14 protein-coding genes are annotated in these 18512 nt (G+C 67.3%); 11 read left to right on the top strand and 3 right to left on the bottom strand.

The window, feature by feature from the left end:
• Positions 1–144: 144 nt before the first annotated feature.
• The 10 genes from QFZ76_RS42320 (at position 145) to QFZ76_RS42275 (ending at position 13534) form a co-directional block, all read left to right on the top strand.
• Complete coding sequence (locus tag QFZ76_RS42320) at positions 145–912, top strand: glycosyltransferase family 2 protein (protein WP_307678639.1); 768 nt, start codon at positions 145–147, stop codon at positions 910–912.
• A gap of 137 nt (positions 913–1049) precedes the next feature.
• Entirely contained in the window at positions 1050–1517 is a 468-nt protein-coding gene (locus QFZ76_RS42315; protein WP_307678638.1) for a hypothetical protein, read from the top strand.
• Entirely contained in the window at positions 1514–1765 is a 252-nt protein-coding gene (locus QFZ76_RS42310) for a hypothetical protein (protein WP_307678636.1), read from the top strand. The genes QFZ76_RS42315 and QFZ76_RS42310 overlap by 4 nt, the downstream gene beginning before the upstream one ends.
• A gap of 25 nt (positions 1766–1790) precedes the next feature.
• Positions 1791–4127, top strand: coding sequence for a DUF2206 domain-containing protein (locus QFZ76_RS42305; RefSeq protein ID WP_307678635.1), 2337 nt, complete (start codon positions 1791–1793; stop codon positions 4125–4127).
• 120 nt (positions 4128–4247) lie between these two features.
• Positions 4248–5543 (top strand): lipopolysaccharide biosynthesis protein, encoded by a 1296-nt coding sequence (locus tag QFZ76_RS42300; RefSeq protein WP_307678634.1) that lies wholly within the window; start codon positions 4248–4250, stop codon positions 5541–5543.
• Between the two features lie 65 nt (positions 5544–5608).
• Complete coding sequence (locus tag QFZ76_RS42295; RefSeq protein ID WP_307678633.1) at positions 5609–7384, top strand: glycosyltransferase; 1776 nt, start codon at positions 5609–5611, stop codon at positions 7382–7384.
• An 853-nt stretch (positions 7385–8237) separates the two neighbouring features.
• Positions 8238–9407: a glycosyltransferase family 4 protein gene (locus QFZ76_RS42290; protein WP_307678632.1), complete on the top strand. Its 1170-nt coding sequence runs from the start codon at positions 8238–8240 to the stop codon at positions 9405–9407.
• 149 nt (positions 9408–9556) lie between these two features.
• Positions 9557–10756 (top strand): glycosyltransferase family 4 protein, encoded by a 1200-nt coding sequence (locus QFZ76_RS42285; protein ID WP_307678631.1) that lies wholly within the window; start codon positions 9557–9559, stop codon positions 10754–10756.
• 187 nt (positions 10757–10943) lie between these two features.
• Positions 10944–12257 carry a glycosyltransferase family 4 protein gene (locus QFZ76_RS42280; protein ID WP_307678630.1) on the top strand — a complete coding sequence of 438 codons (1314 nt, stop codon included), beginning with the start codon at positions 10944–10946 and terminating at the stop codon, positions 12255–12257.
• Between the two features lie 74 nt (positions 12258–12331).
• Positions 12332–13534: a glycosyltransferase family 4 protein gene (locus QFZ76_RS42275; protein ID WP_307678629.1), complete on the top strand. Its 1203-nt coding sequence runs from the start codon at positions 12332–12334 to the stop codon at positions 13532–13534.
• A 161-nt stretch (positions 13535–13695) separates the two neighbouring features.
• Here QFZ76_RS42275 and QFZ76_RS42270 read toward each other — a convergent pair whose 3' ends face one another.
• Positions 13696–14889, bottom strand: a complete 1194-nt coding sequence (locus tag QFZ76_RS42270) for a glycosyltransferase (RefSeq protein WP_307678628.1) — start codon at positions 14887–14889, stop codon at positions 13696–13698.
• 192 nt (positions 14890–15081) lie between these two features.
• Between QFZ76_RS42270 and QFZ76_RS42265 the strand changes: the two genes are divergently transcribed.
• Positions 15082–16053, top strand: a complete 972-nt coding sequence (locus QFZ76_RS42265) for a class I SAM-dependent methyltransferase (protein WP_307678627.1) — start codon at positions 15082–15084, stop codon at positions 16051–16053.
• Between the two features lie 746 nt (positions 16054–16799).
• Here QFZ76_RS42265 and QFZ76_RS42260 read toward each other — a convergent pair.
• Both QFZ76_RS42260 and QFZ76_RS42255 read right to left on the bottom strand, forming a co-directional pair.
• A complete protein-coding gene (locus tag QFZ76_RS42260; protein ID WP_307678626.1) occupies positions 16800–17807 on the bottom strand; it encodes an NAD-dependent epimerase/dehydratase family protein in 1008 nt (335 codons plus the stop codon).
• Positions 17807–18499, bottom strand: a complete 693-nt coding sequence (locus tag QFZ76_RS42255) for a sugar transferase (protein ID WP_307678625.1) — start codon at positions 18497–18499, stop codon at positions 17807–17809. Before QFZ76_RS42255 ends, QFZ76_RS42260 begins: the two co-directional genes overlap by 1 nt.
• Between the last annotated feature and the right edge of the window lie 13 nt (positions 18500–18512).

The following is an 18512-nucleotide window of genomic DNA, read 5'->3' as shown; positions in this document are numbered from 1 at the left end:
TGCACCCTCATCGGTCGACATCTGCACCGGGCGCGCCCGCTCGGAAGCCAAGGCCGTCGCCATCCGGAAGCTCACCCACGATCTTCCTCGGCATCCGATCCAGGCGATCACGCACCGTGCCGTTCATCAAAACAGAGGCATTCCATGCGCATCCTGTCGATTGTCATACCTGCGTTCAACGAGGCTTTGAACCTGCCTCCCGTCATGGCGACAATCCCGGTGACCAAGCTTGAGTCAGCCGGCTGGGAGACTGAGGTGCTCGTCGTCGACAATGCCTCGACTGACGGCACCGGGGACGTCGCCCGTTCCCTTGGCGCCCGTGTAGTCCTGCAGCCTGAGCGCGGCTATGGCAACGCCTACCATGCCGGTTTTGCGGCAGCCACCGGCGATGTGATCGCCACTGGCGACGCCGATTGCACATACCCGTTCGACATTCTGCCGTATCTGCTGCGGATACTGGTTGACCGGAACGTTGAGTTCCTCACAACGAACCGGCTCAGTCGTGACAACAAAGATGCAATGCAGGCGCTGAACTCGTTCGGCAACCATGCACTCAGTGCGGTGAGCCGCACGCTTTTTCACAACGGACTTCGTGACTCGCAGTCAGGCATGTGGGTCCTGCACCGCCACGTCTGGCAAAGTCTCGACATTCGTTCGACGGGCATGGCGTTCTCGCAGGAGCTCAAGAATGCTGCGACGCTTGCGGGTTACCGGTACATCGAGGTGCCGATCGAGTACCGAAAGCGCGGCGGCGAGGTGAAACTGCACGCCATACACGATGGCATGGCCAATCTTCTCCAGCTCTTTGAGCACCGCCTCCGCAAGACAAGACCACAACAGCTGCCGACGGAAGTTGGCCTCGCGGAAGGCACCACCGCGCCGCACGCAAGTCGTTCGGGGGCCACCCGATGACGTTGTCAAGACACACTGATGACTGCACGCTGCCTCCCGTTGAGCGCGCGCGGACCGTCGAAGGACTGGTTGACGGCGACGCGGGGGATGCAGACGAGTTCCCGGCTCCGGCTGAGCATGAGGGTCGCCAGGAGACGTTGGGTCGCAGGCATCGGCGTATTCGTACTCCGATCGGCGGCCGCACGGCTGCCGCGCTGCTGATCCTCGTCGTGATCGTCGCCGTAGTGGCTGTGCTCACTCCAGCCGTACGGCGGGAGCTACGCCAGTCGTTCACGCAGATGCCGACCCGGTACACCGAGCTGTACTTCACACGTCTGCCGACCGTTGAGCACGACGTCGCCGTCGTCCCGGTCTCGCTCGTCGACCACGGATCCGGTAGCCGGACGTACCGGATCCAGGTGCGGCTGGCCACGTCCGACGGCCGCTTCACAGCCTCGACGGTGACCAATCTCGCCCCACGGCCCGGTGTGCCGACACCCGTTGTTGCACGTCTCCCGCTGAGCAGTGACTCCGCCGTCGTTCACGTCGCGCTGCTCGACCATCGCCAGACACTGCACTTTCGACTGAGCGCTCGCGGCTCTCCAACTCCCGGGGGCGCGCCATGACCGCCATACGGACATCTGTAAGTCCCCGTGGACACACCCGTGTCGTCGTCACGACGAGTTGGGACGACGGGCACCGGATCGACGCCTGTCTCGTCGCTTCGCTCGACAAGTACTGCATCGCCGGAACGTTCTACATCGCTTCACGCAACCGGGAGTTCGCCCCGGCCGAGGAGATGCGCGTCGGCACCGGTCGTCCCGACGTCGAATGTGTCCCCGATCGCTCCCTCTTCGAGGTTCCGGTCCCATGAGCAACGCCGACGCGGAGGTCCTCCCATGACCGCGGCCTCAACGCTGGCGGGACGCCTGGCCGGGCGGCGCGCCGTCCTCGGCGCCACCGCGCTCGCCACTCTCGTCGAGTTCCTGCCGGAAGCACCCGGTGTGCTGCTCGCCCTTTCCGGTCTGTGGCTTCTCCTGGGCGCCACAACGGTGCTGTGGTACACCGTTGCGGCCCGCGTCGTGTCGACCCGAGACGGCGCCGTGCTGCTCGCCGTCGGCCTGAGCGTCCTCGGCGACATCGTCGTCGCACTCGTTGTGAACTCCGCCCTGCCACTCGTCGGCGTGACGCACCCGCTGGCTCGCACGCCACTGACTGTCGCCTCGGCGCTGACCGTCCTGATCCTCGCTGTCGTGGCGGGACCTGCCCCCGGAGGTGTGGTCGGCGCCGCGTGGTGGCTCAAGGTACGTACCCGCCCCCTGCCTCCGGGCCTTGGCACCGTCATATCCCTCGGCGCCGTAACGCTGGCGCTGTCGGTCGCGGGGCCGATCCGGCTCAACAACCAACTGGGCTCTCAGATCAGCATCGCCGCGCTCATCAGCATCGCCGCGCTTCTTGCGCTCCTGATGGGGAGGCGTCGGCGTTACTCGGAATCCGTTCTGGGGCTGGGTCTGTTCTTCGCCGCCGCGGCGCTGCTGTTCCTCACGTCGCTTCGCGGCTGGTACATCACAGGTCACGACATCCAGCGGGAGTTCGAGGTCTTCCAGCTGACAGCGAACGCCGACCGCTGGAACATCGCCGCCTTCCGCGATCCGTACAACGCCTGCCTGAGTATCAATCTGCTGCCGACGTCATTGGTGCGGCTGGCCGGCATCCCCGGCATTTACGTCTTCAAGGTCGTGCTGCCCCTGCTCTTCGCGCTCGCGCCCGTGCTCGTCTACCGCTCGGTACGCAACGTAGCTCCTCAGCTCGTCGCACTCTTGTCGGCCGTCATCTTCATGACGTTCCCCACCTTCTTTACAGACATGATGTTCCTGAGCCGCCAGGAGATCGCCTTCGTCCTCCTCGGGTGCGCGATGCTTGTGCTGACCGACACCGGTCGCCCGCTGAAGAACCGGCGGATCATGTTCCTTGCGTTGACCACGGGTATCGCGCTCGCGCATTACGCAACGATGTACGTCCTCGTGGCGGTCCTCGGCGCGGCATTCTGCATGGACCTCCTCTGGCGCCTGCTCTCGGGCTTGCGGCGCAGGACTCGATCCACTGCTGCGCCACGAGCCTTCGTGACCTGGTGGATTGTCGCTGCGACGGCAGCCGCAGTGGTGGTGTGGGTAAGTCCCGCGACGCATACGACTGGGCAGTTGCGCAGCACAGTCGTTTCGAGCGTGAAAGGGCTGGTGGGCGGAGGGCCCCGGAACTGGTCGACCGATGTGTCGTACACCCTGTTCGGTGAAGCGCGAGTCAGCCAAGAGCAACGGTTGCATGATTACCGCGCCGATACAGTGCACCAGACAGCTCCGGCGAGGGCGGCTGGTGAATACGTGCCAATCAGCGTGGTCAACAACTATTCCGTCCCGGCCGCAGAGAAGCACTTCCTTCCGCTCACACCGCTCGGCCGCACGCTTCAGCAGCACGGCGTCGATGTGAAGACCGTCGACGGCTTCTTCCATAACTCCCTCGCACGACTGTTGCAGCTCTTTCTGCTCCTCGGTGTCGCAACGACCATGTGGGGGAAAAGAAAGGCTTTCCACGCCACACGTGACCAGGTGACGCTGACCTTCGGAACGATCGCCGTCATCGGATCGTTCCTCGTCCTGCCGCAACTGTCGGTTGACTACGGCATACTACGGGGTTTTCAGCAAGGACTTTTCGTCTCCGCGCCATTTGTCACAGCAGGCATGCTGTGGACCTGCAGATGGGCCGGGCGGCGGCTGTCAGCACGGCTTGCCTGCGCGCTGACTATTCTGCTCTTTCTCTGCTTCACCGGTGTGACCTCAACACTGGTGGGAGGAAATCAGCCACAGCTACTTCTGAACAACGCCGGCCGATACTTTGACACTTACTATTCTCACCCCGAAGAGCGCACGGCGATCACTTGGCTGAAAAACCGCACACCCGAAGAGGAGGCCGCCGCGAACATTCAATCGGAGGTTCAGACCGACCGCTACACCTTCACCAATTCACAGAAGCTCATCCATGCACGTGGGGCAAATGACATCTACCCCACGCTCGTCAGAAAGCAATCTTACGTCTTTCTGGGCTCGACGACAGCGCGTAAAGGTGAAGCAACCATCTTTTACCACGGCGATCTTCTGACTTATCGCTATCCCACGGGATTCCTTGACGCCACGAAGAACAAGCTCTACAGCAGCGATGGAGCGGAGGTCTACCGATGACGAGATGGACCAGACGCCCCATGCGGTATGCCGCAAACAGCTTCGCCTGGGACGAGCACGCCCCGGCACTCCTCCGGCCCTACGGAGACGTCATCCCCGCGGTGCGGGAGGTGCAGCACCGTGGTTGACACCTGGCGCCCGTGGCGTCAAGACCAACTGATACGCAACTCCTTTTTCCTCATCGCGTCGTCGACGATCACTTCCCTGCTCGGCTTCGTGTTCTGGATCGCAGTTGCCCGGCTCTACACGCCGACGCAAGTGGGGGTAGCGACGACACTCATATCGGCCTCATCGCTGATCGCGTACTTCAGCCTGTTCGGGCTGAACAGCACACTTATCCGGTTCCCCGCCCCCAAGCGTTCCCGCAACGCTCAGGTCACGCAGGCGATCGCCCTGGGCGCGGTCGCCTCGTGCCTCATTGCGTCCGCCTACCTTTTCGGTCTGCCCTGGTACGGACCGAAGTTGTTGTTCGTCCGCTCCAATCTGCTGTTGTCGGTGGTGTTCGTCGCGTTCTGCGTGTTCGCCGCGGTCAACCTGCTCACCGACGCCGTCTTCATCGGCGAACGCGTACCGAAATACAACATGGTGGTCGACGGCGGCATCCAAGGGCTGACAAAACTTGTGCTGCCTCTTGCCCTGCTCGGCCTGGGCTCGTTCGGCATCGTAGGGGCGTCCGGGGGCGGCTACTTGGCTGCCGTTCTCGCGTCGCTGTTCTTCATGCGACGGAGACTCGGCTTCCGTTTCGATGTCCGCCTGGTCCGCACACCGCTCGTCGAGCAGGTCAGATTCTCCGCTGCGAGCTATATCTCAATGGCGCTCGCCCTCATGCCAATCACGGTGATTCCGCTAATCACGCTGCAGCAGCTAGGTGCGGCCGCAGCCGGCTATTACTATGTGGCATTCCAGATCGCAAGCCTGCTCAATTCGCTGTCGCACCAAGTCGGTGAGGCGGTGTTCGCCGAAGTCTCCCACGAGGAGTCACGCTTCGCCGAGCTCCTACGACGCTCGGCAATCATCGTGGCTGCTATACAACTCCCTGCATCTGTCGCCGTCATCGCAGCCAGTGGCTTCCTGCTTCAGATATTCGGAGACAGCTACGCAACCCATGCCCGGACCCTGCTCATCGTGTTGGTGCTCGGCGCCCTCACCTCAGCATTGAACAGCTTGGCAAGCTTCGCGCTCAAGGTGGTCCGATGCTTGACACACCTCGTGCTGAGCCACATCATCCTCGCCACCGTGACCATCGGCCTCACCGCAGTGTGGGCGTCACGTGGACTTGTCTGGATCGGCTGGGCCTGGTGTATCGGCAACCTCGCGGCTGGCATCTACGGCATAGCGGCGCTGACCAGGCCCTGCAGCCACCCAGCTCCAACCCCGGCGGAATCACTCGTTTCAGACCAGGAAGGCCACCACTGAGACCGTCGTCGACCCACTCGTCGCGCCCCGAGCCTATCGGTTCGGGTCAATCCCGGAGGTACCTCATGAGAACGCGTACGGTCCTGCTCGCCTCAGCGTACTTCTCTCCCGATCTCGGTAGTCCGGAGAGGTATGTGTGGCATCTCGCACGGCTGCTGCATTCCCGGCACGGATACCGAGTCGTAATCGCGACGACCGCGACCCGCGGCACGAAGCCCGGCCGGTACGAACGCCCCGACGGCATTACGGTTTACCGCATCGCGGCGCCCTGGATGGTGTCACACACTTCTGTCGGCCTGCACTGGCAGCGCAGGCTTCGCAGCATCATTGACGAAGAACAGGTCGATCTCGTCAACGGCCACGCGCCCATGCCGCTGTTCGCCGACGCTGCCGCGCGCGCGTGCGGCGACCTGCCGTTCGTGTTGACCTACCACACCGGCCACCTACGCAAGGGCCACCTACTGCCCGACGCAGTGTGCACCGTGTACGAACGCACGGTGCTGGCCAGAACTGCGCGCCGTGCACAGGAGATCGTGTGCTCCTCGGACTTCGTCGCGGCCGACCTGCAAGATCTCTTCGCAGGACGTTCCACAACAATCCCGCCAGGTGTTGATCTCGGATCCTTCACCGCGAGTCCGGTGCCGGAGGTGCGCTGGGAACAACACTGCGACCGCACTGTCGAGGTCTTCGACCGTGCTGTCGATAGAAGGAGCCATCCCGTGCGCACTGTTGCCGTCGTCGCGCCCAACTACCCGCCGCGCATCGGCGGCGCCGAGAACTACGCGGCCCGCGTCGCACACGCGATTGCCGACGACCCCGCGCTGCGTGCCGTCGTCATCACCGCGAACACGACCGGGTGGCGTACCTCGGTCGGGGGCGACGGTGACGTGCCGGTCATCCGGCTCGGAACCTGGGTACGCCGGGACAGCATGCCGGTCAGTCCGCTGTGGCCGGTGCAGCTGCGCCGCTGGCTCCGCCGGCTCAAGGTCGACATCGTCAACGCCCATGCCCCGCCCCCCGGCCTCGGGGACATAGCGGTCGCCGTGTCCGGGCGGCGCCCGACCGTCATGACATACCACTCCGGATCCATGATCAAGGGCCACACCTTCCGTGACCGACGGGCCGGCTGGTACGAGCGGCACATCCTGCCCCGCGTGTTCGCGCGCGCCAGTGCGCTCGTCGCCGAGGCACCGGTGTCGCTGGCCTCCCGTTACCCGGGCGCCATCCAGATCACGCCCGGTGTCGACCTGGAACGGTTCACCCCGGGCCCGCCCGCTTCGACACGGCCACGCACCATCCTCTACGTCGGACGCATGGAACGCGGGTCGTCATGGAAAGGCATCGACGTCCTGCTGCGCGCGTTCGCGGTCCTGTCCGACCTGCCCGACGCACGACTGCGCTTGGTGGGCGACGGGGACGCCCTCCCCGACCACATCGCACTCGCCAAGCAACTCGGCATCACCGACCGCGTGGAATTCACCGGCGCACTCACCGGGGATGCCCTCGTCGCCGCAGTGCAAAGCGCCGCGATGATCGCACTAGCCTCACGAACAGAGGCAGAATGCCACCCGCTTGCGCTGATCGAAGCGATGGCCTGCGGCACACCCATCGTAGGTTCCGACGTGGGAGGTATCCCCTACATTGTCACCCCCGGCATCAACGGGCTGCTCGTCCCACCGGACGACCCCGCAGCGCTGGCCGCCGCCTGCCGACGCCTGCTCCAGGACGGCGACCTCGCCGACCGCATGGGCACAGCCGGCCGACAGCGCGCCGTCGAACGCTACGCCTGGCCCGCCCTGACCGACCGCTACCTCCAACTCCTCCGAACACTGCTTCCTTGAACGCCGACCAGTAGCCAAGCGCACGGCCCGCCCGGAGTGTCAAAGGCAGGCTTGGCGCTCCCATAGGCGCGATGCAAGCAACTCTCACCCCGCAGCAGCGGTAGGCGTGCCACATCAGTGCACGGTCAATGGGGCTCGGCGCCGCGCGCAGTGCGTCCGCGACAACCAAGGCTGCCATCCCTCGATCGCGCATGTCGCCAACGACCCGTCCGTCCTTCCCCGCCTGTCTTGACGCAGCCCTGCGCCATTCGTCGACAACCCGATCCCGAGCAGAACGTGATCACCGAGTGGCACTCAAGACACCGCTCCCCCAGCCGCGACCAAAACTGGTGCACAGCGGGGCGTCTGCGGGCGCCGACCGTGCACGCGCGCCCGCTGCTTCAAGGACGCGCTGGACAGGGCTCTCTCTGCTCTTGACCGCGGAGGCTCTGTCCTGCATCGTATATATACGATGTAAACTTACAAACGCTCTCGGAGGATATTCAATCCCCGCGGCGAGCCGCCCGAATTGCCGATCTAGTACCGCAAGCGCGGTGACGAAGCGCACGGGGCACGGACTGCGGATTCCGCCGGGCGACGCGGATGCGCCGACTGCGGCGTGTCGGCCGTGATGCAGGACGGCGACCTTGCCGACCGCATGGGCATAGTCGGCCAACGGCGCGCTTGGTGCCGGCCTCCACGGGCTACTCAGCAGGCGTGGCGGAGCGGCGGGGTGGTCCGAGTTTGAGGAGTTCTTCGACGCCCTCAAACAGCACTCCGGGGAGGTTACGACAGGATGAAGATCGTCTGGGGGCATCAATCCGACCGCACTGTCGAGGTCTTCGACCGTGCTGTCGATAGAAGGAGCCATCCCGTGCGCACTGTTGCCGTCGTCGCGCCCAACTACCCGCCGCGCATCGGCGGCGTCGAGAACTATGCCGCCCGTATCGCCCGCGCAGTCGCCGACGACCCTGCACTGCGTGCCGTCGTCATCACCGCGAACACGACCGGGTGGCGTACCTCGGTCCGGGTCGAGGGTGACGTGCCGGTCATCCGGCTGGGGACATGGGCTCGGCTGTCGAACACGCCGCTCAGCCCGCTGTGGCCTCTGCAGGTGCGCCGCTGGCTGCGTCGGCTCAAGGTCGACATTGTCAACGCCCACGGCCCGGTGCCCGGGCTGGGGGATCTGGCGGTCTTCTCGTCCGGGCGGCGCCCGACCGTCATGACCTACCACTCCGGATCCATGATCAAGGGACGCAGCGGCGTCGACCGACTGCTCGGCTGGTACGAGCGGCACATCCTGCCCCGCGTGTTCGCGCGCGCCAGTGCGCTCGTCGCCGAGGCACCGGTGTCGCTGGCCTCCCGTTACCCGGGCGCCATCCAGATCACGCCCGGTGTCGACCTGGAACGGTTCACCCCGGGCCCGCCCGCTTCGACACGGCCACGCACCATCCTCTACGTCGGACGCATGGAACGCGGGTCGTCATGGAAAGGCATCGACGTCCTGCTGCGCGCGTTCGCGGTCCTGTCCGACCTGCCCGACGCACGACTGCGCTTGGTGGGCGACGGGGACGCCCTCCCCGACCACATCGCACTCGCCAAGCAACTCGGCATCACCGACCGCGTGGAATTCACCGGCGCACTCACCGGGGATGCCCTCGTCGCCGCAGTGCAAAGCGCCGCGATGATCGCACTAGCCTCACGAACAGAGGCAGAATGCCACCCGCTTGCGCTGATCGAAGCGATGGCCTGCGGCACACCCATCGTAGGTTCCGACGTGGGAGGTATCCCCTACATTGTCACCCCCGGCATCAACGGGCTGCTCGTCCCACCGGACGACCCCGCAGCGCTGGCCGCCGCCTGCCGACGCCTGCTCCAGGACGGCGACCTCGCCGACCGCATGGGCACAGCCGGCCGACAGCGCGCCGTCGAACGCTACGCCTGGCCCGCCCTGACCGACCGCTACCTCCAACTCCTCCGAACACTCCCCCGTACGGCACCCGTCCGCCGCCGATCACGACGACAGCGCCGTGCGGCACGCTGAGACAGGCTCGGCACTGCCGTCCACGCAGCGCTGCCCTCGACGGTCGGTTCGGCCAGCATGGCACTCCGGAGCATTGGGCAACACCGTGGGCCGCACGGCGGCATCGAGGAGTTCCTCGACAGCGACCCTCTTGGAAAGGTCATGACACGATGAAGATCGCCTCGGAGCGCCAGCCCGACCACACAGTCAAGGTGTTCGATCGTGCCGCAGAACACAGCCGCAGCCCGCTGCGCACTGTTGCCGTCGTCGCGCCCTACTACCCGCCGCACATCGGTGGCGTCGAGAACTATGCCGCCCGTATCGCCCGCGCAGTCGCCGACGACCCTGCACTGCGTGCCGTCGTCATCACCGCGAACACGACCGGGTGGCGTACCTCGGTCCGGGTCGAGGGTGACGTGCCGGTCATCCGGCTGGGGACATGGGCTCGGCTGTCGAACACGCCGCTCAGCCCGCTGTGGCCTCTGCAGGTGCGCCGCTGGCTGCGTCGGCTCAAGGTCGACATTGTCAACGCCCACGGCCCGGTGCCCGGGCTGGGGGATCTGGCGGTCTTCTCGTCCGGGCGGCGCCCGACCGTCATGACCTACCACTGCGCATCTATGATCGACGGCCACAGGTTGCGCGACCCTCTTGTCGGCTGGTACGAGCGGCACATCCTGCCCCGCGTGTTCGCGCGCGCCCGTGCGCTCGTCGCCGTGTCACCGGTTTCATTGGCCTCCGGCCGTCCGGGCGCCATCCAGATCACGCCCGGTGTCGACCTGGAACGGTTCACCCCGGGCCCGCCCGCTTCGACACGGCCACGCACCATCCTCTACGTCGGACGCATGCTTCGCGCATCGCCGTGGAAAGGTGTCGACGTCCTGCTGCGCGCGTTCGCGGTCCTGTCCGACCTGCCCGACGCACGACTGCGCTTGGTGGGCGACGGGGACGCCCTCCCCGACCACATCGCACTCGCCAAGCAACTCGGCATCACCGACCGCGTGGAATTCACCGGCGCACTCACCGGGGATGCCCTCGTCGCCGCAGTGCAAAGCGCCACCATGCTGGTGCTGCCATCACTGACGGAGGCGGAGTCCTTCGGCATGGTACTGGCCGAAGCGATGGCCTGCGGCACACCCGTGGTGGGGTCCGACGTGGGAGGTATCCCGGAGGTTATCGCCCCTGGCGTTACAGGGGTGCTGGTCCCCCCGGGCGACGCAGACGCGCTGGCCGCCGCCTGCCGACGGCTGCTCCAGGACGGCGACCTCGCCAACCGCATGGGCACAGCCGGCCGACAGCGCGCCGTCGAACACTATGCCTGGCCCGCCCTGACCGACCGCTACCTCCAACTCTTCCGATCACTGCTTCCTTGAACGCCGACCAGTTGCCAAGCACAACGACAGCGCCGCCCACGGCGCTGACAACACGCTCGGCCCCGCCCTCGGCAGGCTGCTCGGCAAGCAGCACGGCGCACCGGAGCAGATAAGGGCAACACCGTGGGCCGCACGGCGGCAACGAGGAGTTCCTCGACACCGACCCTCTTGGAAAGGTCATGACACGATGAAGATCGCCTCGGAGCGCCAGCCCGACCACACAGTCAAGGTGTTCGATCGTGCCGCAGAACACAGCCGCAGCCCGCTGCGCACTGTTGCCGTCGTCGCGCCCAACTACCCGCCGCACATCGGTGGCGTCGAGAACTATGCCGCCCGTATCGCCCGCGCAGTCGCCGACGACCCTGCACTGCGTGCCGTCGTCATCACCGCGAACACGACCGGGTGGCGTACCTCGGTCCGGGTCGAGGGTGACGTGCCGGTCATCCGGCTGGGGACATGGTCACACCGGTTGGTCAACGCGCCGGTCAGTCCGCTGTGGCCTCTGCAGGTGCGCCGCTGGCTGCGTCGGCTCAAGGTCGACATTGTCAACGCCCACGGCCCGGTGCCCGGGCTGGGGGATCTGGCGGTCTTCTCGTCCGGGCGGCGCCCGACCGTCATGACCTACCACTCCGGATCCATGATCAAAGGCCACAGGTTCCGCGACACGCTGCTCGGCTGGTACGAGCGGCACATCCTGCCCCGCGTGTTCGCGCGCGCCCGTGCGCTCGTCGCCGTGTCACCGGTTTCATTGGCCTCCGGCCGTCCGGGCGCCATCCAGATCACGCCCGGTGTCGATGTCGAACAATTCACCCCGGGCCCGCCCGCTTCGACACGGCCACGCACCATCCTCTACGTCGGACGCATGGAACGCGGGTCGTCATGGAAAGGCATCGACGTCCTGCTGCGCGCGTTCGCGGTCCTGTCCGACCTGCCCGACGCACGACTGCGCTTGGTGGGCGACGGGGACGCCCTCCCCGACCACATCGCACTCGCCAAGCAACTCGGCATCACCGACCGCGTGGAATTCACCGGCGCACTCACCGGGGATGCCCTCGTCGCCGCAGTGCAAAGCGCCACCATGCTGGTGCTGCCATCACTGACGGAGGCGGAGTCCTTCGGCATGGTACTGGCCGAAGCGATGGCCTGCGGCACACCCGTGGTGGGGTCCGACGTGGGAGGTATCCCGGAGGTTATCGCCCCTGGCGTTACAGGGGTGCTGGTCCCCCCGGGCGACGCAGACGCGCTGGCCGCCGCCTGCCGACGGCTGCTCCAGGACGGCGACCTCGCCAACCGCATGGGCACAGCCGGCCGACAGCGCGCCGTCGAACACTATGCCTGGCCCGCCCTGACCGACCGCTACCTCCAACTCCTCCGAACACTCCCCTGTACGGCACCCGCCCCGCCAAGCACAACGACAGCGCCGCCCACGGCGCTGACAACACGCTCGGCCCCGCCCTCGGCAGGCTGCTCGGCAAGCAGCACGGCGCACCGGAGCAGATAAGGGCAACACCGTGGGCCGCACGGCGGCAACGAGGAGTTCCTCGACAGCGACCCTCTTGGAAAGGTCATGACACGATGAAGATCGCCTCGGAGCGCCAGCCCGACCACACAGTCAAGGTGTTCGATCGTGCCGCAGAACACAGCCGCAGCCCGCTGCGCACTGTTGCCGTCGTCGCGCCCTACTACCCGCCGCACATCGGTGGCGTCGAGAACTATGCCGCCCGTATCGCCCGCGCAGTCGCCGACGACCCTGCACTGCGTGCCGTCGTCATCACCGCGAACACGACCGGGTGGCGTACCTCGGTCCGGGTCGAGGGTGACGTGCCGGTCATCCGTCTGGGGACATGGTCACACCGGTTGGTCAACGCGCCGGTCAGTCCGCTGTGGCCTCTGCAGGTGCGCCGCTGGCTGCGTCGGCTCAAGGTCGACATTGTCAACGCCCACGGCCCGCTGCCCGGGCTGGGGGATCTGGCGGTCTTCTCGTCCGGGCGGCGCCCGACCGTCATGACCTACCACTCCGGATCCATGATCAAAGGCCACAGGTTCCGCGACACGCTGCTCGGCTGGTACGAGCGGCACATCCTGCCCCGCGTGTTCGCGCGCGCCCGTGCGCTCGTCGCCGTGTCACCGGTTTCATTGGCCTCCGGCCGTCCGGGCGCCATCCAGATCACGCCCGGTGTCGATGTCGAACAATTCACCCCGGGCCCGCCCGCTTCGACACGGCCACGCACCATCCTCTACGTCGGACGCATGGAACGCGGGTCGTCATGGAAAGGCATCGACGTCCTGCTGCGCGCGTTCGCGGTCCTGTCCGACCTGCCCGACGCACGACTGCGCTTGGTGGGCGACGGGGACGCCCTCCCCGACCACATCGCACTCGCCAAGCAACTCGGCATCACCGACCGCGTGGAATTCACCGGCGCACTCACCGGGGATGCCCTCGTCGCCGCAGTGCAAAGCGCCGCGATGATCGCACTAGCCTCACGAACAGAGGCAGAATGCCACCCGCTTGCGCTGATCGAAGCGATGGCCTGCGGCACACCCATCGTAGGTTCCGACGTGGGAGGTATCCCCTACATTGTCACCCCCGGCATCAACGGGCTGCTCGTCCCACCGGACGACCCCGCAGCGCTGGCCGCCGCCTGCCGACGCCTGCTCCAGGACGGCGACCTCGCCAACCGCATGGGCACAGCCGGCCGACAGCGCGCCGTCGAACACTATGCCTGGCCCGCCCTGACCGACCGCTACCTCCAACTCCTCCGAACACTGCTTCCTTGAACGCCGACCAGTAGCCAAGCACAACGACAGCACCGCACACGGCGCTGACAACACGCTCTAGCAGGAGCTCAACCGCCAGGGCCACCGAGTGGCCCGCTGCAAGGTCGAGTGCCTGATGCACGCGATCGGCATCGCTGGCGCCGTCCGGGGCAAGCAGTTGATCACCGCCATCCTGGACCCGGCTGCGGCACCGGAAGCCCCAGCAGCCCGCAGTAACAGTTGTCGATCGCAGCGCACATCACCTCCGGCGCAAAGGCCTCCCGCACACGCTCGCGCCCCTGCTCCCCCATGGCGCAAGCCTCACGCGGGTGGTCCAGCAGCCAGCCGACCGCGCGGGCCAGCCCCTCCGGGTCGGTAGGCCTCGCGAGCAGCCCGGTAGCACCGTGCTCCACCAGATCGGGCACACCATTGACAGCCGTCGCGACAACCGGGCGGCCGGTGGCAAGGGCCTCGGTGAGTGCACGGCCGAGGCCTTCGTAAAGCGACGTGATCACGAAGATGTCCATCGCAGCGACCAGCCAGGTGGCGTCCGGCCGGTAACCAGTGATCCGCATGCGCACACCGAGCTCAGCGGCGAGCCGTTGGACCTCCTCCGCCAGCGGCCCGTCACCGACCATGATGAACGCTGTGTTCGGGTGCTCGGCATGTACTGCGGCGGCCATCCGGACGAAGTCCAGCGGGGCCTTCTGTGCGTCGATCCGGCCGACCGTGCCGACGAGAGTCGTACTGCGGGGCACGCCGAGCACATGTCGGGCGACGGGCTGGAACCGCTCGGGGATGTGCCGCAGGTCCACCGCGGACGGCACCACCTGTACGCGACCCGGCGGGGCCAGTCGCTCCTCGACGGCCTGCTCGGCCACGCGCGGCGCGACGGCGAGGAACCGATGGGTGAAGCGGCGCGTCGCCCGCTCCAGACAGCGGTAGGCCGTGCGCCTGGGCCGGGACTGGTACGGATGGAAGCTGAAGCCGTGGAAAGTGTGCACCACCACGGGTGTGCGGCACAGCCGCGCGGCGATCCGGCCGAGGAATCCCCCCTTGGCCGAGTGGGTGTGCACTACGGTGAACCGCTCCCGCCGGAGGAGCCGCACCAGCCGCCACAGAACCAGCAGATCCGCGGGGGTCAGGGTGTGCCGGTATCCCGGTATCTCGACCGTGCGTACCCCGGCGGCCCTGGCCCGCTCCCACAGTTCGCCGCCCGGCACTCCGGTGATCCAGACCTCGTACCGGTTGGGGTCCATGCCCACGGCCGACAGCAGCGTGTTACCACCAGCTCCCGCGTGGAACCGCGTGATGACGTGCAGGACCTTGATGCGGGGCAGCGCCGGCGGCGACGGCAGCAGCGCCGTCGGCGCCACCTTCGGGGGTGGCGTGGGCCAGTCGGCGGCCGTTGCGTCCGACGGCCGCGAGTAAGCGACAGGTGTCCCGCTCCGCGTCATCGATCACCGCCGGGGTTTCAAGCGTATATATACACTGTACTCTTCGAGCGATTCTAGGCAATCCGCCACAAGATGGGGTGTACGAGGCGCGTCGAGTCGAAGGGATCCCGTATGCCCCTCGCCGAGCTGACAGCCGTCGAACAGCTGCTGGTGTGCCCGCGCTGCCGGTCGGACGTGGTGTCCGAGCCCGGCGGCTTCCGTTGCACCGCTCCGGCCTGCCCGTGCCATGCCCCGGCGGCCTTCCCCTGGGCCGGGCCATGGCCGGTGCTCGTCGACTTCGAGCGCAGTGTCGTGGACCGGGCGGCGGTGTTGGCACGGGCCGGTCGCCGTGACGCGGCGGAGCTGCCGACCGCCACGGGTGCCGAGGGACTTCCCGCTCCCCTGCGCCGCATCGTCAAGCCTCCCAACCGCGTCGCCGCCCGCAACATCGACCTGCTGCTGCGCGGTCTTCCCGGCCCCTCGCCGAGACTGCTTGTCGTCGGCGGGGCCACCGTCGGCAACGGCGTGGACGCGGTCTACCGCGATCCGCGGGTCCAGGTGATCGGCTTCGACATCATCGGCAGCCCGCTGACCCAGTTCATCGCCGATGCCCATGGGATTCCGCTGCCCGCGGCGAGCGTCGACGCGGTACTGGTGCAGGCCGTACTGGAGCATGTACTCGATCCGGGCCTGGTCGTCGCCGAGATCCACCGGGTGCTCACGGACGGCGGTCTCGTCTACGCGGAGACACCGTTCCTGCAACAAGTGCACGCCGGTGCCCACGACTTCACGCGTTTCACCGCGAGCGGCCATCGATATCTCTTCCGCCGGTTCGAGGAACTTGCCGCAGGCTCCGTCGCCGGCCCCGGCACCCAACTCCTGTGGAGCGTCGACCATGCGATTCGGGGCCTGACCCGCTCTCCTCTCGCGGGCCGTGCGCTGCGGGGCCTCATGTTCTGGCTGCGCGCCCTCGACCACCTGGTCCCACCGACCTTCGCGGAGGACGACGCGTCGGCCGTCTACTTCCTGGGGCGCAAACGGGAGCGGGAGATGACGGCCGCGGAGATCATCGGCTACTACCGCGGGGCGCAGGTGTCCGACTGACCGGACAGGCGGCGCCGTCCCGTGCCCGTGACGCTGGTTGTGGAGCAGGGTCCTTTGCGTGCGACACCGGCGACGATGTAGCGCGGTTTCGGGTGCGAGGCGCTCGCAGACGATCCGGTCCACCACCCCCCAGGGCGCGACGCTGCCTCTCCGAGCGCCCCAGCAGACCGAGAACCCCGAGCGTCGGAAGTCGTAGCCCTCGAAAGGAGACAGCAGAGTGCCGATCTCCCCCAGCGAAGGGTAGTCCCAGCCTCTCTGCCCCCAGCCGAAGTGATTGCAAAGTGCCTCGCGTACCCGGCTGCCTCGCACTCCTTGGGCGAACCACAGTTCGCCGCCGGCCCGCAGAGCCCCCCACATGTTCCGCACCGCGGTGCGCTGCCGCGTCACCGCGTCCTCGTCACCGATGCCGAAGAATCCGAGCAGCGACTTGAAGGCGACCACATCGAAGCTCGCGGTGTGCGGGAGGTCCAGCACGTCGATCGCCTGTACTCAACAGCCTGCCCGACCCCGTAGGCGGCGTGACAGTGGCGAAGCGCGTCCGACGGCTCCTCCACGCCCGAGCACAACGCGGAAACCCTTCGCGGCGAGCCACAGTGTGAGGTTTCCGTGCGTGCCGCCGGCGCCCACCTCCAGAGCCCGCAGTCCGGTCGGGCACAGGCTCGTGCGCCGTTCCCAAAAGGCGAGCGCCCTGGACCAGTTCACCGTGTCCCAGCCCACGCTCTCCTCGATGAGCTCCTTCCGTAGCATCATCTCGTCTCGCTTCCGTGCAGATCTCGGCGCCCGCGGAGGGCCGGAGCGAAGGACGGGCCCGCCGACTCGTCTCGGTGTGATGCGCGTTCGGCGGCGACCATCGCGGCGAGCCCGGTACGGATGTCTGTGACGGGCCGGTAGCCGAAGGCGTCCCGTGCCACGGCGATGTCGGCCGCCGTGCGCCGGGCGTCTCCGGGACGAGCGGGCCCCGACACCACGTTCACCGATGCGGTCAACTCCCCGAGCAGCGCGATGACCTGGTTCATCGTCACCTCGCAGCCGCCGCCGAGGTTGGCGACACCGTTCCATGGGGAGAGCGCGGTCTCCCGCATGGCTGTCACCACGTCCCCGACATACGTGAAGTCACGGCTTTGGCCACCGTCCCCGTAAAGCGGGAAGGGGCGATGCGTGCAGGCGGCCGCCACCAACCGGGAGAACGCCATGTCGGGCCGCTGCCGAGGGCCGTAGACACTGAAGAGCCTCAGGGAGGCCGTCGGGACGCCGAATACGGTGCGGTAGGTCTCGCACAGCTGCTCCGCGGCGAGCTTCGTGACGCCGTACGGGGAGACCGGCTGCGGGCGGAGGGTCTCCGGCGTCGGGTACGTCTCCGCGTCCCCGTAGACCGACGAGCTGGACGCGAAGACCAATCGGCGCAGCCCCGTGTCCCGCGCCGTCTCCAGTACGCGCTGGGTGACGAGGACGTTGCGTTCGAGGTAGACGGCGAACTCCCCGCCCCAGGAGCCACGGACGCCGGGCTGGCCGGCAAGGTGGTAGACGGCGTCGGAGTCCGCGAACAGCGGCTCCAGGCGGAGGTCCAGAAGGTCGCCCTGCCGGAAGGTGAAGCGGTCATGCCCCAGCAGCCGGTCGAGGTTGTGCCGCTTGCGCGCGGGCTCGTAGAAGTCCGTCATCGCGTCGATGCCGATGACCTCGTCCCCGCACGACACCAGATGCTCGCACAGGTGCGAGCCGACGAATCCGGCCGCGCCGGTCACCAGGGCTCGCATCAGGCCTCACCCTCTCGATCCTGCTGACCGCCTCGGTCCCACGGGGCGGTCAGCACGTACAGAATGGTTCGGGCCACGAACCGTACGACGTTCCCCACTGTGGCGTGGCTCAGGAACTGCGCGTCCAGCGCCATTCGTTCGGGTACGAGCACCGTCAGGTAATACCCCTCGGGATCCGGGCGCCCATCAAGCTGTGCGGTGTACGCGTGCGAGCGGAGCTGGCAGGGCCCGGTCAGCCCTGGGCAGTGCCGGAACACCCATCGGTACTCCGGGGGGTAGCGCCGGGCGAGGTCGGGGACCTCGGGACGCGGGCCGACCAGCGTCATGTCCCCGCGCAACACGTTCCACAGCTGGGGCAGTTCGTCCAGGCTCAGGCGGCGCAGCAGCCGTCCCGTGCCCGTCACCCGCGAGTCCGAGCCGCCGGTGACGCCGGGACCCGCGCTGCTCTCCCGCATGGTGCGGAACTTGTAGAGCGTGAACTCGCCCCCGCCTGCCCGTATCCGTCGCTGCCGGAAAATCACCGGCGGGCCACTCGTCGCCCTCACCAGTAGTACGAGGAGCCCGAGCAGCGGAGCCAGCAGAAGCAGCATGGTCGAGGCGACGACGATGTCCAGGGCCCGCCGCCCCAGCGCCACCCGCACGATGTCCACTGGGGGCAGTGCCTGCCGGGGGACGCGGTCAGTGGTGTCCATGCGGTGCCCTCCT

The sequence above is a fragment of the Streptomyces sp. V4I2 genome, from assembly GCF_030817655.1.
Taxonomy (GTDB): Bacteria; Actinomycetota; Actinomycetes; order Streptomycetales; family Streptomycetaceae; genus Streptomyces; species Streptomyces plumbiresistens.
Note: the sequence above shows the minus strand (reverse complement) of the source record. Positions and strands in the feature narration are given on the sequence as shown.

Excerpts from the sequence above, each read along its gene's own strand:
- QFZ76_RS42320 (WP_307678639.1), top strand. The coding sequence starts at position 145 with ATGCGCATCCTGTCGATTGTCATACCTGCGTTCAACGAGGCTTTGAAC.
- QFZ76_RS42310 (WP_307678636.1), top strand. The coding sequence starts at position 1,514 with ATGACCGCCATACGGACATCTGTAAGTCCCCGTGGACACACCCGTGTC.
- QFZ76_RS42305 (WP_307678635.1), top strand. The coding sequence starts at position 1,791 with ATGACCGCGGCCTCAACGCTGGCGGGACGCCTGGCCGGGCGGCGCGCC.
- QFZ76_RS42295 (WP_307678633.1), top strand. The coding sequence starts at position 5,609 with ATGAGAACGCGTACGGTCCTGCTCGCCTCAGCGTACTTCTCTCCCGAT.
- QFZ76_RS42285 (WP_307678631.1), top strand. The coding sequence starts at position 9,557 with ATGAAGATCGCCTCGGAGCGCCAGCCCGACCACACAGTCAAGGTGTTC.
- QFZ76_RS42280 (WP_307678630.1), top strand. The coding sequence starts at position 10,944 with ATGAAGATCGCCTCGGAGCGCCAGCCCGACCACACAGTCAAGGTGTTC.
- QFZ76_RS42275 (WP_307678629.1), top strand. The coding sequence starts at position 12,332 with ATGAAGATCGCCTCGGAGCGCCAGCCCGACCACACAGTCAAGGTGTTC.
- QFZ76_RS42265 (WP_307678627.1), top strand. The coding sequence starts at position 15,082 with ATGCCCCTCGCCGAGCTGACAGCCGTCGAACAGCTGCTGGTGTGCCCG.
- QFZ76_RS42260 (WP_307678626.1), bottom strand. The coding sequence starts at position 17,807 with ATGCGAGCCCTGGTGACCGGCGCGGCCGGATTCGTCGGCTCGCACCTG.
- QFZ76_RS42255 (WP_307678625.1), bottom strand. The coding sequence starts at position 18,499 with ATGGACACCACTGACCGCGTCCCCCGGCAGGCACTGCCCCCAGTGGAC.